This window comes from Idiomarina aquatica (genome assembly GCF_003987185.1).
Taxonomy (GTDB): domain Bacteria; phylum Pseudomonadota; class Gammaproteobacteria; order Enterobacterales; family Alteromonadaceae; genus Idiomarina; species Idiomarina aquatica.
On the sequence record NZ_PIPS01000001.1, the window covers coordinates 1,052,051 to 1,067,908 of the forward strand.

Genomic DNA, 15,858 nt, shown 5'->3' on the forward strand with positions numbered 1-15,858 from the left:
ACTGATTTAGCTCTCTTTATTTTCTGGTTCGCGCCAACTCACTGCCGCACCTGTGTCATAACGTAAATCGACGGTGTCCAGCACCTTAGTCTTACTGTTTTTGTGCTCATTGATACTGGGTAATAAATCAATGAACCGTTTTATTCGTTCTAATGTCGCCTCGCGACCTAACTTCAGCTCTACCTGGTCTGCCAGCATCACACTGACGGCAAACCGCTCGGTTAAACGCATCGCCCGCACCTCAATGCCATTCACCTGCAACATCTGTCGGACCTGATTAAACTGCTCCAGCGTCGCTGACACCGCATCTTCCGGGCCGAACAACTCTGGCAGCGGCTGCGCTAACTGCGTTTCGTCCAGTTGGGCACGGAATACGGTTCCCTCCGCAGTCACCAACCGGTCGCCATTCCAGCGCGCCACCGGTTGCCGCTCGGTGACATACACCGACAGCCGATCCGGCCAGACTTTCCGTAATGACGCCTTGGCCACCCACGGCAGTTGTTCGACGCGCTCCCGCAACACATTCACGTCGGCGGTAAAAAAGCTCCCCATAGGCTGTTGCGTTAACGCACTGCGGATCTCAGCCTGCGTCAGTTGTCGCAGTTCACCCTGCACGTTCAACCGCGCCAGCGGCACCTGTTGCTCATCCTTCAGCACATCGATCAACTTCACAGTGCCAATAATAAACGCCAGCACGGTCGCCACGCAGGTCAGCAAACCCAGCCAAAAATTCCATTTTGGTAGAGGCTGCCGTTTGGCGTTTGCTGCCATTACGACTCCAACGTTTGCGCCAGTATGTTTTCAACCAGCGTACTAAAACTGTCTCCGCGCGCCTTAGCAGCCATTGGCACTAAGCTTTTCTCGGTCATTCCCGGCACCGCGTTGGCTTCTAGCAGATACCAATTACCCTGTTCATCACGCATGGCGTCAATACGCCCCCAGCCACGACAACCCAGTCCTGCAAACGCTGCTACAGCCAACTGTTGCAGGTGTTGTTCGTCTTCCGCACTCAGTCCGGCGGGGCAATGATACTGGGTATCATTGGCCTGGTATTTGGCCGCAAAGTCATAAAATTCATGAGGAGTTTGTAAGCGGATAACCGGCAACGCCTCGCCCGCTAACAAACCCACCGTGTATTCCTTACCCACGATCCAACGCTCGACCAGCACCTGCTGATCGTATTGAAACGCAATATCCAGCGCTGTTGCCAGTTGTTCCGCATCATTGGCGACACTCATGCCGATCGACGAACCTTCATTGGCCGGCTTCACGATCACGCGTCCCCCCAAATCCGCCATCACTTGTTGCGTATCAATCTGGTCCCGTTGTTGTGGGCTGACACTGACACTGTCGGCAACCGGTAAACCCATTGCTTGCCAGATCTGTTTGGTACGTACTTTATCCATTGCCAACGCGCAGCCCAGAATACCGCTTCCGGTGTATGGCAAGCCCAGTGTTTGCAAAGCACCCTGCATACTGCCGTCCTCACCGCCGCGGCCGTGCAGGGCAATAAAAACCCGGTCAATGTTTTGCTCCAGCAACGCCTGCAAGGGCTGTTGTGCCGGATCAAAGGCAACCGCTTCGATACCCTGCGCCTGCAACGCGTTTAAGATCGCCTGACCAGATTTCAGTGACACCTCGCGTTCTGCGGAATGTCCCCCCATCATCACAGCAACCTTGCCAAATTCCGCGCGACTCATGCTTTGCTCTCCACTTCTAATACCTCGAAGGCAAGGCGTTTCGCCAGCGCTCCAATGTTACCGGCACCTTGCGTTAACAACAGGTCATTCGGTTGCAAAATGTCACCGATGACATCCACCAACTCATCCGGCGAGCTGACATAGACCGGGTCAACCTGTCCTCGCTGGCGAATACTGCGGCTCAGCGAACGACTGTCTGCGCCACTGATCGGCGCTTCACCGGCGCCATAAACCTCCAGTAATAACAGCGTATCCAGTTGCGATAACACATTGACGAAATCTTCGTAGAGATCCCGGGTGCGCGAATAACGGTGCGGCTGAAAGGCCATCACCAGGCGCTTATCGGGCCAACCTTCGCGGGCCGCCTTTATGGTCGCTTCGACTTCAGACGGGTGGTGTCCGTAATCATCGACCAGCATCACATGCCCTTGTTGCTTTTGCTGCGCCGACCATTGCGGCGCGACAAAGTCGCCATAATGCTGAAAACGGCGACCGATCCCTTCAAAACGGTTCAGAGCCGCCTGCAGCGCCTTGTCAGAAACACCTTCGTCCGTCGCCACAGCAACCGCCGCTAACGCGTTTAAGGCGTTATGTTTTCCAGGCAAATTCAGCACCACCTCGAGTGGTGCGTGACCGTCCCGTAGCACCGTAAAACGACTCTGCCCGGCGGTTTGTCGGTAATCGACTGCGCGTACATCCGCATGCTCGGAAAAACCATAGGTAATGGCCTGCCGACCAATCCGCGGAATCAACTCCGCCACCACCGGGTCATCAATACACATCACGGCCAACCCATAAAATGGCAGGTTGTGCAGAAATTCCACATAAGTGTCCAGCAGCTTATTAAAGTCACCTTCGTAGGTGTCCATGTGGTCTGCTTCGATGTTCGTCACCACCGCAACCATCGGCTGCAGATGCAAAAACGAGGCATCACTTTCGTCGGCCTCGGCAATCAAATACTTACTGTTACCCAGCCGCGCATTGGAGCCGGCAGAATTCAACAAGCCGCCGATGACAAAGGTCGGATCCAGCCCGGCTTCAGCAAACACACTGGCCAGTAGCGAGGTCGTTGTGGTTTTACCGTGCGTGCCGGCAACCGCGATACCGTGGCGAAAGCGCATCAGCTCAGCCAACATTTCTGCCCGGCGTACCACCGGGATGCGTAATTCCTGCGCCGCCAGTAGCTCCGCGTTGTCAGCTTTTATGGCACTCGACACCACTACTACACTAGCCTCTGCCACGTTTTCTGCCGCGTGCCCGAACACGACACATGCACCTAACTGGGTCAACCGCGCGGTATTGGCATTGTCAGCAATATCAGAGCCCGAGACGCGGTACCCCTGATTGAGCAGCACTTCAGCAATACCGGCCATACCGGCACCGCCGATACCAATAAAGTGAATACGTTTTACCCGGCGCATTTCCGGTACGTTCACTATGGTAAAAGGCTGTTCTTTTGCTGCTGTTATCGTCATTTCATATCACCTGCTATGCAGCCCTGTTCCGGACCGCATCAATACATAACTGCGCCACTGCTTCGGTCGCGTCGGGCCGAGCGCACTGGCGCGCGAAGCGCGCCATTTTCCACAGTTGTTGTGGCTGTTGCAATAAACTTTGCAACTCCTTTGCAAGGCTGGCGGCAGTCAGCTCAGCTTGCGGTATCAACCGCGCTGCGCCTGCCTCAACCATCACCCGCGCATTCTCCGTTTGATGATCGTCGACCGCATGTGGCAGTGGCACAAAAATGGCTGGCTTACCCAGCGCTGCCAATTCCGACACAGTCAGTGCGCCGGCGCGGCAAATCACCAAATCGGCGGCGTCATAAGCCGCTGCCATATCGTCAATAAATTCGACCACTTGCAACGGTTGACGGTTCAGTTGTTGATAACGTGCGGTTACCGTCTCCGCTTTACCCTCACCACACTGATGCGTGCCTGTTAGCTGCTGTTCGATATTCTGTAAGGCCTCCGGCACAACCTCATTGAGCACTTGAGCGCCAAGACTACCGCCGACCACCAACAACTTGATCGGATGGCCGCTTGCGGAATCCGGTAACGGCCGCTGTGCCAATTGTTCAATGTCACGGCGCAACGGGTTACCCACCCATTGCGCGCGCTTGATGACTTTTTTACGCAATGGCAACCCTGCCATTACCACCGTCGCGATAGGTGCCAGTAAACGCGTCGTCATCCCCGGCACCGCATTTTGCTCATGCACCAGCAACGGAATACCGGCTAACTTGGCGGCAATCCCCAGTGGCGCACAAACATAACCACCAAAGGTCACCACGATGTCCGGACGCAACTGCTTCAGTAAGCGCTGACACTGGCGTACCGCCGACGCCAACAGCAACGGCGCCTTCACCAGCCGCAACAATCCATGTCCACGAACACCGGTCATCGCAATGCGGTGCAAGTTGATGCCGTTGGCCGGCACCACCCGCGATTCCAACCGACCTTCTTCCGTGCCCAGCCAATCCACCTGCCAGCCGTTATGCTGCAACTGTTTAGCAACGGCCAACGCCGGGAAGACATGACCGCCGGTACCGGCAGCTGCGATCAACGCCCGTGTCATTCAGCACCTCCCCGCGGCGCCACTTTGCGGCCACTCATACGCCGTTCATGGTCGATGCGTAACAACAATCCTACTGCCAGTGATGACACCACCAGGCTGGTCCCGCCGTAGCTGATCAGTGGTAACGTCAGGCCCTTCGTCGGCAAAGCTCCCGAGGCTACGCCAATGTTGACAAAAGCCTGCAGACTGAACCACACGCCGATACCATATGCCAGGTAGCCACCATAACGGTGGTTGATCAACAAACAGCGACGGCCGATCACTAGCGCCCGGCTGACCAGCATTAATACCAGTACAATAACGCTCACTACGCCGATAAAACCGAGCTCTTCAGCAACCACGGACATAATAAAGTCGGTATGAGCCTCAGGCAGGTACTGCAGCTTCTGAATGCTGTTGCCAAGCCCCAGGCCACTAAACTGTCCCTGACCAAAGGCAATCAGTGACTGCATCAACTGATAGCCGGCACCAAAGGGATCTTTCTCCGGCTCTAAAAAGGTCAGCATCCGCTGCATCCGGTAGGGTTCAACGATGATAAGCAGGATCAGCGCCAGCACGCAGGTAAGAAACACACCAAAAAATTGCCACAGTTTGGCGCCTGCCAGGAACAGCATGGCAATGGTGGTCGCCGACATCACCGCTACGGTACCAAAGTCGGGTTGCATCAATAGTAACACTGCGGCGATAAAAAGCAGTACCAACGGCTTAATAAAACCTTTGGTCGCCTCGCGGATTTCCTCTTCTCGCCGTGACAAATAGCTGGCCATGTAAATGTAAAAGAACAGTTTCGCCAGTTCCGCGACCTGGATCGTGATCGGTCCAATTTTTATCCAGCGCTGAGCGCCATTGACCGAGTGGCCGACCAGCAGCACCAGTACCAACATGCCCAGCCCCGTCAGCAACAACTTGCCACTATGCCGTTGCCACAACTGGGTGGGGATGGCCAGCGTCACCAGCATCACTATGAGACCGGCGATGACATACACCGTATGGCGGATAGCAAAGTGAAACGGATTACCGGTTAACTTTTCAGCCGTGGGCAACGATGCCGAGGTCACCATAATAAAACCAAAAATCAACAACACCATCGACAGCGTCAACAGCACGCGGTCATAAAGACTGTTCGCGTGGCCCGGCCACAACCACGCCAAGGTAGCCGCTAATGGCTTCCGCGACGTTGTCTGCATATTCAGATCAAGCTGTTGTTCATGCGCTTTGTTCATCATGCGCCTCCACAGCCCGGGCGAACACGTCACCGCGATGTTCAAAATTATCAAACTGATCAAAACTGGCGCAGGCAGGCGACAGCAGTACCATATCGCCCGGTTCACTCAGGGTTGACGCCAACGCTACCGCATCGTCAAGGCTTTGTAACTGCCGTGAGCCATTGAATAATGCGCCAATGGCCGGCCCGTCTTTGCCAATGGTTAATAGCACATCGACCTGCTTCAAACTTGCCTGTAACGCGCTAAAGTCGGCGCCTTTGCCCTCTCCGCCGGCGATAAGAATCAATTTACCGGCGACAATCGGACGCATACCCTTAATGGCGGCCTCGGTTGCTCCGATATTGGTGGCTTTCGAATCATTCACCCACTTAACACCGTTGCGCTCTGTCACTAATTGGCAACGATGCGGGAGACCATAAAACTGGACCAGATGACGGGCTGCCTCATTAACGGAGATACCCAATGCTGAACTTAATGCCAGTGCTGCCTGGGCGTTGAGCAAGTTATGCAAGCCCTGCACCGTCAATTGATGAGCGCCAAGCAGACGTTTACCCTGATAGCTAATCCAGGTTTCGTCCTGGTGCCTGATGAGCCCAAACTCTGCCGCATCGTCATCACCAAAGCGTAAGGTTGAGCTGCACTGGGTTGGCCAGCACTCCGGTTGCTGACGGTTCAGCACCTGTATCTCCGAACCTTGATAAATGCGCAGTTTCGCCGCCGTATAGTCGGCCAGGCTCGGATAACGATCCATATGATCCGGGCTGATATTGAGCACGGTCGCGGCCTTTGGCCGCAATGAATTGAGGGTTTCCAACTGAAAACTGGACAGCTCCAGCACATAGGCGTCAGCGTTTTGCGCCAGCGCATCCAATACCGGCAAGCCAATATTACCTGCCGCGAGTGCGTTGATACCGGCGCGTCGAGCAATGTGTTCTACCATTCGGGTAACCGTCGACTTGCCATTAGAGCCGGTAATCGCCACCACCGGCTGGCGCACCTGCTGGGCAAACAGTTCAACATCGCCGGTGACGATCACGCCGGCTTGCATCGCCAGCTCGATAGGCTCTTCACGCGCGTCGATACCGGGGCTTAACACCAGTACATCCGCCGCCAGCGTGTCTTCCAACTGCCAACGCCGACAAAACACGTTCTCTGCGCCGATCAAGGCACTTGCCTGTTCTCGCCCCGGCGCCTGCTCTCGTGAATCGAACGCCCTAATGCTTAAGGTACCGTTGCTGATGTCGTTGTTAAACTGACGTTGCAAGTAACGCAGCACGGAAAGGCCGGACTTACCCAAGCCCAGTACCGTGATTTGTTCTACGTTTTGCCAGTCAATTGACGACATTTTTCAGCACTCCGTTTGTCGTGCTGGCACGTCCAAGCTTAACGCAGCTTGAGCGTTGCCAGCCCTATCAGCACAAAAATTAATGATAAAATCCAGAAGCGCACGATCACCCGTGGTTCCGGCCAGCCTTTTAATTCGTAATGATGATGAATGGGTGCCATCCGGAAAATGCGTTTACCACGCAGTTTGTAGGAGCCAACCTGCAACATCACCGAGACGGTTTCCATCACAAACACGCCACCCATAATGAACAGTACCAGTTCCTGGCGCACCAGGATGGCGATGGTGCCGAGCGTGGCACCGAGTGACAACGAACCGACATCGCCCATGAACACCATTGCCGGGTAGGTGTTAAACCACAGAAAGCCAAGCCCGGCGCCAACAATGGCCGCACAAACCACCAGCAGTTCACCGGACAAGGGTAAGTGCGGAATTTGTAAATACTCGGCAAAATTAATGTTACCGGACGCGTAGGCGAACACGCCGAGTGCGCCAGCCACCATTACCGTCGGCATGATCGCCAACCCATCCAGCCCGTCGGTCAGGTTTACCGCATTACTGGTACCAACAATGACAAAGTAACCCAGTAGCAGATACATCAGCCCGAGCTGTGGCATAACCTCTTTGAAAAACGGCACCAACAGTGCGGTTTCACTTGGCAGGCTGCTGGACCAGTACAGGTAAACCACCGCCACGCTAGCAATGATGGATTGCCAGAAATACTTCCACTTGGCGATAAGGCCTTTTGGATCTTTGCGCACCACTTTACGGTAATCATCAATAAATCCGACCACGCCAAAACCAATAACGACAAACAAAACCACCCATACATAGCGGTTATCTAAATCCGCCCACAACAGACTTGAGCCAACAATGGCAACGAGGATCAGCACCCCGCCCATGGTCGGGGTGCCGGTTTTACTGAGGTGACTTTGTGGGCCATCATCGCGCACCGTCTGGCCAATTTGCAGACGCTGTAACCGGGCGATCATCCACGGACCTAACCACAGTGATAAAATCAGTGCACTCAGCACACTTAATATGGCGCGTAGGGTCAGATAGGAGAACACATTAAACGCGCTCTCAAACTGGGTTAGGTATTCCGCAAGCCAAACTAACATGCGTGCTGGTCCTCTTGTGTTTGCTTCTGCATCTGCTCTTTTAACGCTTGTACAACGCGCTCCATATGTGCAGAGCGAGAGCCTTTAACCAACACTGTGACCGGCTGCTCCAGGCTTTGTTGTGTAATGATCTGTAAAATGGCGGCGACAATATCATCCACCGAAGAAAAATGTCGGCCACCGCGGCCGTTGAACACTTCGCTGGCACTTTGACTGAGCACACCGAGCGTAAATAAATTATCGATACCACAGTCGAGCGCGTGGCTGCCGACTTCTTCATGATAAGCACGAGCGTCTGCCCCCAGCTCGCCCATATCACCCAGCACCATAATTCGGTAACCCCGGTAATCACCCAGCAGCTCCAATGCCGCCTTGGTTGAGGCGACACTGGCGTTATAACTGTCATCGATAAGACGAATACGATCGCTCAGCTTATAAGTGGTCAAGCGCCCGGCGACTGGCTGCACCGATTCGAGCCCGCTGATGATATCAACAATGCCTACGCCCAGTTCGTGCGCAGCAGTGCTCGCTGCCAGCGCATTGAGCACGTTGTGTTTACCGGATAGTTGCAACGACACTCGTGCTTGGTTATCGAACAAATGTAAGGTAAAACTTGGCCGTCCTTCCGCATCGAGTTGTACGTCACTGGCATAAACATCGGCGGCATCATCCCAGCCAAAGGTTTGCCAGCGTTTGCCCTCGCGGTTGCGCTCCCAGCAGGGCAAGAACTCCGAGTGGCGAGTCGTTATCGCCAGGCCATCATCCGGTAAGCCCCGAAAAATCTCAGTTTTCGCGCGGGCTACGCCCTGTATCGAACCAAATCCTTCAACATGAGCGGCGCTAACATTGTTCAAAATGGCAACGTCGGGCCGCGTTAGCGCCGTGGTATAGGCAATTTCCCCTGGGTGATTCGCACCTAATTCGATCACGGCGTATTCGTGTTCGGGTTGAATACGCAGCAGCGTCAGCGGCACGCCGATGTCATTGTTAAAGTTACCTTGGGTCGCTAACACCTTATGCCGTTGCGATAAAATCGCGGCCAGCATTTCTTTAACCGTCGTTTTGCCGTTGCTGCCGGTTATGGCGACGGTTTTCGGTGCAACCTCGGCTTTTACTGCTGCACCAAGCTGACCCAGTGCGTAGCGGCTGTCTTCAACAATAAGTTGCGGTATGTTGCTGTCGACTTGCTGCTGACAAACCACCGCCTTCGCTCCCTGGGCAGCGGCTTGGTCAATGAACTCATGCGCATCAAAGTTTTTACCTTTTAACGCGATGAATAACGCATCGGCCATGGATTCGCGCGTGTCAGTGCTTACTTTACTGATCATTATTCCGGCAGCGTCATCCGTCCCTACCACTTTGGCGCCAAGTTTCTCGGCTATCCATTGCAAGCTGACCGTAATCATAGATTGTCTCCTCGTAGCCAGTCGGCAACAATCGCCCGTTCGTTATAATCAATGTGCTCGGTGCCAATCACCTGGTAATCCTCATGGCCTTTTCCGGCTAGCAATACCACATCATCAGCCTCAGCCCGGGCGATAGTATCCAGCACCGCTTCGCGGCGCCCCTGAATCACCCGAGTACGCTTTTTGCTGCCAGTACCCGCTAAGATATCGGCAATGATTTGTTCTGCCGGCTCGGTGCGGGGGTTATCGTCTGTCACCACCACCACGTCGGCGTATTCAGCCGCCACCTGACCCATTTGCGGGCGTTTACCACGATCGCGATCGCCGCCACAACCAAACACACACCAGAGCTTGCCTTTACAGTGCTTGCGTAAGGCTTGCAATACCTGCTGCAGTGCGTCCGGAGTGTGCGCATAGTCGACGACGATGAGCGCCGAACGCTCGTTCTGAAACGCTTCCATTCTGCCCGGAACCGGTTGCAACTGCTGGCATGCTACCGCCGCATCGGCTAACGCCACGCCTTCAGCAACCATTACCGCCAGTGCAGTCAGGAGGTTATAAACATTAAACTGGCCGAGCAGCGGCGACTGCACTTCGACCTGCTGTGTTCGACCCTGCGGTTGATACCAAACCGCATCGAAATGGGTGCCGTCGCCGTTGTAGCGAATATTCTCGGCGCGTAAACCCTGACCATTCGGTTGTTCAAACAGACCGGTTGTGATGCTGTCAGGGAAGTCCTCTAACCAGCTTTCTAAGGCGTTGTCGTCGGCATTAATTATCCGGTGCCCGGCGTCAAAGTCACTGAACAGGCGATACTTTGCCCGCACGTAATTATCCATCGTGCCGTGGTAATCAAGATGGTCACGGCTAATGTTGGTCACCGCTACCGAACTGAAACTTAACGCTTCAACTCGTCGCTGCACCAGCGCGTGGGACGACACCTCCATAGCAATCCACTGCGCACCTTCCGCCACCATCGTCGCCAAACGTTGTTGAACGGTAACAGCATCCGGTGTGGTGTGTTTTTCCGGCAGCAAGCGACCAATAAGGCCACTGCCGGTGGTACCGATGACCGCAGCCTCATGCCCCATCGCTTTAGCCAGTTGCGCGATAAGGTGAGTCACCGACGTTTTGCCATTGGTGCCGGTCACACCTATCACCTTGGCATGGCGGGACGGATGGCCGAAAAAGGTGCCCGCAATTAATGACAACTGTTCTTTTACGGCGGGCATTTTTACCACCGGAACACCCTCCAGCACTTCAACCGTTAGGCTTTCCGCCTCTGCCAATACCGCACTGGCGCCACTGTCCAACGCCTGGCGAATAAACTGCCGGCCATCGGTTAAGTAGCCAGGCACAGCAACAAACAAATCGCCATTGGCGACCTGTCTGCTGTCCAGTTTTAGCCCGCTGATCTCAACATCGGGCAAAGGTTGGTGCACCATGTGTAACAGGTGTTGCAGCTTCATGGCACAGGCCCTCCCACACTGGCAGCCTTCATTGGTTCGTTGTGCAGGTTATCAGGCGCAATATTCAGTAACCGCATGGTCTGACCCACAATGGAAGAAAATACCGGGGCGGCAGCGGTACCGCCATAATAATCATCGGTGCCGGGTTCATTAATGGTCACCACAACCACCACTTCGGGGTCGGACGCCGGTGCCATTCCCGCAAATAACGCCACATACTCGTCACCATAGCCGCCAGTCGCCGTCGCTTTTCGTGTGGTTCCGGTTTTGCCGGCGATACGATAACCCGGCACTTGTGCTTCTTTTGCCGTTCCCTCGCTGACCACCCGTTCCATCATACGGATAACGGCTCGGGTATTATCCGGGCTGAACACCTGCTCGGCCGGTAACGGCGACTCCTGCCGGAAAATCGTTAATGGCCGCAACATGCCCCCGCTGGCAATGGCGGTATAGGCGCGCGCCAGTTGCAACGTGGTGACCGAAAGTCCATAGCCGTAGGACAAGGTCGCCAGTTCAAAATCTGACCAGCGCCGGCGGTTACCAAACATGCCCATACTTTCACCCAGTAACGACACGCCGGTATCATTACCAAAGCCGACATCAAAATAGGTTTGCAACAACGGGTCGACGCCCAGTTCCAGGGCGATTTTGGTAACCCCGACGTTTGATGAATGCTCGAGAATGCCGCCCAGGTTCAGCTCGCCGTAATTGCGCGGATCGCTGACCCGGCGTCCGCCGATGCGCAGCCAGCCAGGGCTGGTATCGATGGTGTCACCGGCTTTGTGCAAGCGGTTTTCCAACGCGCTCAACACCACCAATGGCTTAACCGTTGAGCCAGGTTCGTAGCTGTCGGTAATCGCCCGGTTGCGCATTTTGTAACTTTGCAGGTCCGCACGATTGTTAGGATTAAAGGACGGGCTATTGACCATCGCCAAAATTTCGCCGGTATCAACGTCGATGACCACCGCACTACCCGAGGTTGCCTGATTGTAGCGCACGGCTTTTTTCAACTCGGTGTAGGCAGTCGCCTGAATCCGTTGATCAATGCTTAGGGTTAATTGTTTCGGTTGCTCAGCGTCGGTTTGGCTCACCTCTTCAATAACCCGCCCTTGCGCGTCCTTGCGATAAACTCGCTTACCGGGAGTACCGGTTAGATGTTCATCATAAAGCAGTTCAAGCCCTTCTTGACCCTGCCCGTCAATGTTGGTCAGCCCCAACAAATGGGCGCTGATTTCGCCGGTTGGATAATAACGGCGTGATTCGGTTTTTAAGTAGACACCCGGGATATTTAACTGGCGCACATAATCGGCCTCGCTGGGCGTCACTTTACGTTGTAGGTAGACAAAGCGTCGCTCGGGGTCAGACACCTTACTAACCAATTCTTCGCGATTCATCCGAAACGTTTCGGCTAATGCCTGCCAGCGTCTCGTATCACTGAGTGCATTGGCTTCAGCAATACGCTGCGGGTCGGCCCAAACGGTTTCAACCGGTACGCTGACAGCCAACTCGCGACCGTTACGGTCAACGATCATGCCGCGTTGCACACTCAAACTGGCTGAGCGCAACGAACGCATATCGCCCTGCGATGAATAACGCTCCGGACTGATGACCTGAATGTAAGCGGCGCGCGCCACCAGCACACTGAACACCGAAAACAAAATACTGACCGCCACATAAAAACGCCACTGTGTGCCGACAGCCGGTTTGTTTTTACGGTTGCGCTTGGCCGCTGTTTTTGGCTGTGGTCTTATTGCCATGGCACGACCACCTCATGCTCGCGGGTAATATCGACCATACCCAGCTGTTCCTGCGCGATCCGTTCGACACGACTGTGCTCGGTAAGTGAGTTTTGCTCGATCACCAGATGTCGCCATTCGCGATCCAATAGGTCGCGGTTAGAGAGCAATTGATCTCTGGCCGCGGTAAGTTGCCGGTTTTGATGGGCGATATAAATGACACTCAATGCGGTCATCATCACTAACAACATCAACGCGATCACCCATTTATAGCGGCGCAGATCCTGCAGCAGCATGACCGGTAATGTCGGATAACGTGGTTTAGCCATGAGCCAACCTCCGCGCTACCCGTAACACCGAGCTGCGCGCCCGTGGGTTATGTTGCAGTTCCTGTGCTGACGGCTTGATGGCTTTTCCTTCCAGCGCCAGCGTGCGATCTTTATTCAGTTCCGCTTCGGTCAGTGGCAACCCGGCCGGCACTTGTTTACCCTGGCTGTGAGCACGCATAAAGCGTTTGACGATGCGGTCTTCCAGACTATGGAAGCTAATCACCACCAGCCGTCCACCTTCTTTCAGGGCGTCCAAAGAAGCATCCAACGCGGCTTCAATTTGTTCCAGTTCACGGTTAATGTGAATACGGATCGCCTGGAACGACCGCGTCGCCGGATGTTTATGACGTTCCTTACTAGGCGCAACGCGGCCAATCAAGTCAGCCAGTTGCTTCGTGCGAGTAAAGGGTTCCAACTCACGATCATGGACTATGGCACGAGCAATTTTCCGGGCGAAACGCTCTTCGCCATAGACTTTCAGTACATAAACGATGTCATCAAAGCTGGCATGGTTTAGCCATTCTGCTGCGGTTTCGCCTTGTGAACTGTCCATTCTCATGTCGAGTGGACCGTCGCGCATAAAGCTGAAACCACGCTCGGCGTCATCCAATTGTGGGGAGGAGACGCCAAGGTCGAACAGAATGCCGGTGACCTGGTGGGTCAGTTGTTGTTGTTCAATCACCTCGCCCAAGCGTGAAAAGGGGGTGTGGATAATGCTAAAACGAGGGTCATCAATGTGGCTGGCTGCTTCGATCGCCTGAGGGTCTTGGTCGAGCGCGATAACGCGCCCTTGGTCACCGAGTTGCTGTAGCAACGCACGCGTGTGACCGCCACGTCCAAAGGTGGCGTCAATATAGGTGCCTTGCGGATCAATCACTAACGCAGTAATGGATTCTTCTAAAAGCACCGAAACGTGTTGCGGTGTCGTTGTTGTCATTATAAAGAGAAATCTTCCAAGCGTTCGTTTAAGGTGAAATCGCCTTCACGCTCAACATCCATATCTTGCGCAATTTGGTCATGCCAGGCGGCTTCGTCCCAAATTTCAAACTTATTTAACTGCCCCACCAACATCAGCTTTTTATCAAGCCCGGCATGCTGCCGCAGTGGTGCAGAAATGAGCAAACGGCCATTTTTATCCATATCACAGTCGTCGGCGTGGCCAAGCAGTAAACGCTGTAAACGGCGTTCTGCTGGATTCATGCTGGATAATTGGGTCAACTTACGTTCGATGATTTGCCATTCCGGTAGCGGATACAACAATAGGCAAGGCTGCTTAATATCTATCGTGCAGACCATCTTGCCGTCACAGTCTATCGACAGCGCATGACGATACTTAGCGGGTATCGCTAAGCGCCCTTTACTGTCCAGACTGATTGTTGTTGCCCCTCGGAACATGATCCCCACCTGATCATTTTTGATCCACGATTATCCACAAATCCCCACAATGTTACAGTCTAGGTAGTTAAACTTCCCACTGTCAAGCTAAAAACCTTGCGGAAACTGGGCTTTTCGTGAAATTTTCAGGATTTTTACGTCAAGTCGTTGAAGCCAAAAGGCATTTTGGCTAATGACGTATTGGGGTGTATTTGGGACGTATTTCTGAAACTGAGAGAACGGTTACATAAAGAAGGAGGGAAGCCCGCCGATAAGCCGGGTTCTGTCGTGGACAATCATTCATCTAGCGATCAAGTCACCCTGATCGTCATGCAGTCTACCCGGGTTCAACGCGGGCCGCGCCATAGAACCCCTATTTGACCTTGCTCCGGGTGGAGTTTACCGTGCCACGAACTGTTACCAGTCGCGCGGTGCGCTCTTACCGCACCCTTTCACCCTTACCTGTGCCGCAAGCGGCCATCGGCGGTTTGCTCTCTGTTGCACTGGTCGTCGGTTTACACCGCCCAGGCGTTACCTGGCACCCTGCCCTGTGGAGCCCGGACTTTCCTCCCCTCATGCAAGCATGAGCAGCGATTGTCTGGCAGGCTTCCCAAGCGCGCAATCATACGCCCTGTCGACACAGACCTCAATCAATTATTAAGGTTTTTCAGACCCCATTGGTAGAGTGCATTTTTTCGCTCATCGTAGAGCTTGGCGACTAATGCCGCCGCTTTCTTTAATGGCAGCTCTTCACATAGCACTCGTAATGCTCTCTGTGCCTCAGCTCCCGGTTCGTCAGAGGTCTGTTCCGACGGCTGAAAGCCAGCAACCATTAACACCATTTCACCGCGTTGCTGATTGCTGTCGTCATGCAAGCGCTGCAACAGTTGTTCGGCGTTACCGAACAAGTAGGTTTCGAACTGCTTGGTTAATTCACGCGCCAGCACTAGCTCACGCTCTGGCCCGATAACCTCGGCCATATCCTGCAGGGTGTGCAGGATGCGATGTGGTGATTCATAGAATACCAATGTCCGCACTTCTGTTTTTAGCAGCTCCAGTTGCTTACGCCGTTGCTGTGGCTTAGCGGGCAAAAACCCTTCAAAAGTGAAGCGGTCCGTCGCGATACCGGCACCACTCAATGCCGTGGTGATCGCACAGGGGCCCGGTAACGCGACCACCGGAATTCCCTGACGTCTGCAGGCGCGCACCATGACATAACCCGGATCACTGATTAACGGTGTTCCCGCATCACTGATCAATGCAATCGACTGTCCCTGCTCAAGTTGTTCGATCAGCGTCTGCGCTTTCTGCTGCTCGTTATGCTCATGCAAAGCAATGACGCGAGCCTTAGAGCCAACCTGCTGCAGTAACGGGCGGCTATGCCGGGTATCTTCAGCGGCGACACAGTCAACCGTGCGTAGCACCGCTACGGCTCGTTCCGATAAATCCCCCAAATTACCAATCGGCGTCGGAACAATATAAAGTGTGCCTGTGTTTTTCGTTTCTTTTACAGTACCAGCGGACGACATGTGTGCCTTTGTTTGTTTCAATCAACCTTGGCATTATAGTATCATCACC

General features: G+C 54.2%; 14 protein-coding genes and 1 other RNA gene. All 15 read right to left on the reverse strand.

Annotated features, from left to right (window positions below; genetic code table 11):
* Positions 1-6: 6 nt before the first annotated feature.
* The 15 genes from CWE23_RS04780 to rsmI all read right to left on the reverse strand — a co-directional run bounded on the left by CWE23_RS04780 (position 7) and on the right by rsmI (position 15,809).
* A complete protein-coding gene (locus tag CWE23_RS04780; RefSeq protein WP_126819659.1) occupies positions 7-771 on the reverse strand; it encodes a cell division protein FtsQ/DivIB in 765 nt (254 codons plus the stop codon).
* Positions 771-1,700 (reverse strand): D-alanine--D-alanine ligase, encoded by a 930-nt coding sequence (locus CWE23_RS04785; protein ID WP_105305604.1) that lies wholly within the window; start codon positions 1,698-1,700, stop codon positions 771-773. Before CWE23_RS04785 ends, CWE23_RS04780 begins: the two co-directional genes overlap by 1 nt.
* Complete coding sequence (gene murC / locus CWE23_RS04790; RefSeq protein WP_126819660.1) at positions 1,697-3,175, reverse strand: UDP-N-acetylmuramate--L-alanine ligase; 1,479 nt, start codon at positions 3,173-3,175, stop codon at positions 1,697-1,699. The genes CWE23_RS04785 and murC overlap by 4 nt, the downstream gene beginning before the upstream one ends.
* Positions 3,176-3,188: 13 nt before the next feature.
* A complete protein-coding gene (murG, locus tag CWE23_RS04795) occupies positions 3,189-4,274 on the reverse strand; it encodes an undecaprenyldiphospho-muramoylpentapeptide beta-N-acetylglucosaminyltransferase (protein WP_105305602.1) in 1,086 nt (361 codons plus the stop codon).
* The gene (gene ftsW, locus CWE23_RS04800; protein ID WP_105305601.1) at positions 4,271-5,497 is read right to left on the reverse strand and encodes a cell division protein FtsW; all 1,227 of its coding nucleotides are present in this window, start codon (positions 5,495-5,497) and stop codon (positions 4,271-4,273) included. The genes murG and ftsW overlap by 4 nt, the downstream gene beginning before the upstream one ends.
* Positions 5,481-6,845, reverse strand: a complete 1,365-nt coding sequence (murD, locus tag CWE23_RS04805) for a UDP-N-acetylmuramoyl-L-alanine--D-glutamate ligase (RefSeq protein ID WP_105305600.1) — start codon at positions 6,843-6,845, stop codon at positions 5,481-5,483. Before murD ends, ftsW begins: the two co-directional genes overlap by 17 nt.
* 38 nt (positions 6,846-6,883) lie before the next feature.
* On the reverse strand, positions 6,884-7,966 hold the full coding sequence (mraY, locus tag CWE23_RS04810) for a phospho-N-acetylmuramoyl-pentapeptide-transferase (RefSeq protein WP_105305599.1): 1,083 nt from the start codon (positions 7,964-7,966) through the stop codon (positions 6,884-6,886).
* Entirely contained in the window at positions 7,960-9,372 is a 1,413-nt protein-coding gene (locus tag CWE23_RS04815) for a UDP-N-acetylmuramoyl-tripeptide--D-alanyl-D-alanine ligase (RefSeq protein ID WP_105305598.1), read from the reverse strand. The genes mraY and CWE23_RS04815 overlap by 7 nt, the downstream gene beginning before the upstream one ends.
* Complete coding sequence (gene murE / locus CWE23_RS04820; RefSeq protein WP_126819661.1) at positions 9,369-10,841, reverse strand: UDP-N-acetylmuramoyl-L-alanyl-D-glutamate--2,6-diaminopimelate ligase; 1,473 nt, start codon at positions 10,839-10,841, stop codon at positions 9,369-9,371. Before murE ends, CWE23_RS04815 begins: the two co-directional genes overlap by 4 nt.
* Positions 10,838-12,598 carry a peptidoglycan D,D-transpeptidase FtsI family protein gene (locus CWE23_RS04825; RefSeq protein ID WP_105305596.1) on the reverse strand — a complete coding sequence of 587 codons (1,761 nt, stop codon included), beginning with the start codon at positions 12,596-12,598 and terminating at the stop codon, positions 10,838-10,840. Before CWE23_RS04825 ends, murE begins: the two co-directional genes overlap by 4 nt.
* Positions 12,589-12,906, reverse strand: coding sequence for a cell division protein FtsL (gene ftsL / locus CWE23_RS04830; RefSeq protein WP_105305595.1), 318 nt, complete (start codon positions 12,904-12,906; stop codon positions 12,589-12,591). The genes CWE23_RS04825 and ftsL overlap by 10 nt, the downstream gene beginning before the upstream one ends.
* Positions 12,899-13,843, reverse strand: coding sequence for a 16S rRNA (cytosine(1402)-N(4))-methyltransferase RsmH (rsmH, locus tag CWE23_RS04835; RefSeq protein ID WP_105305594.1), 945 nt, complete (start codon positions 13,841-13,843; stop codon positions 12,899-12,901). Before rsmH ends, ftsL begins: the two co-directional genes overlap by 8 nt.
* The gene (mraZ, locus tag CWE23_RS04840) at positions 13,843-14,301 is read right to left on the reverse strand and encodes a division/cell wall cluster transcriptional repressor MraZ (RefSeq protein ID WP_105305593.1); all 459 of its coding nucleotides are present in this window, start codon (positions 14,299-14,301) and stop codon (positions 13,843-13,845) included. Before mraZ ends, rsmH begins: the two co-directional genes overlap by 1 nt.
* A gap of 235 nt (positions 14,302-14,536) precedes the next feature.
* An RNA gene (rnpB, locus tag CWE23_RS04845) (RNase P RNA component class A) lies at positions 14,537-14,890 on the reverse strand.
* Between the two features lie 40 nt (positions 14,891-14,930).
* Complete coding sequence (gene rsmI / locus CWE23_RS04850; protein ID WP_105305592.1) at positions 14,931-15,809, reverse strand: 16S rRNA (cytidine(1402)-2'-O)-methyltransferase; 879 nt, start codon at positions 15,807-15,809, stop codon at positions 14,931-14,933.
* Positions 15,810-15,858 lie beyond the last annotated feature (49 nt).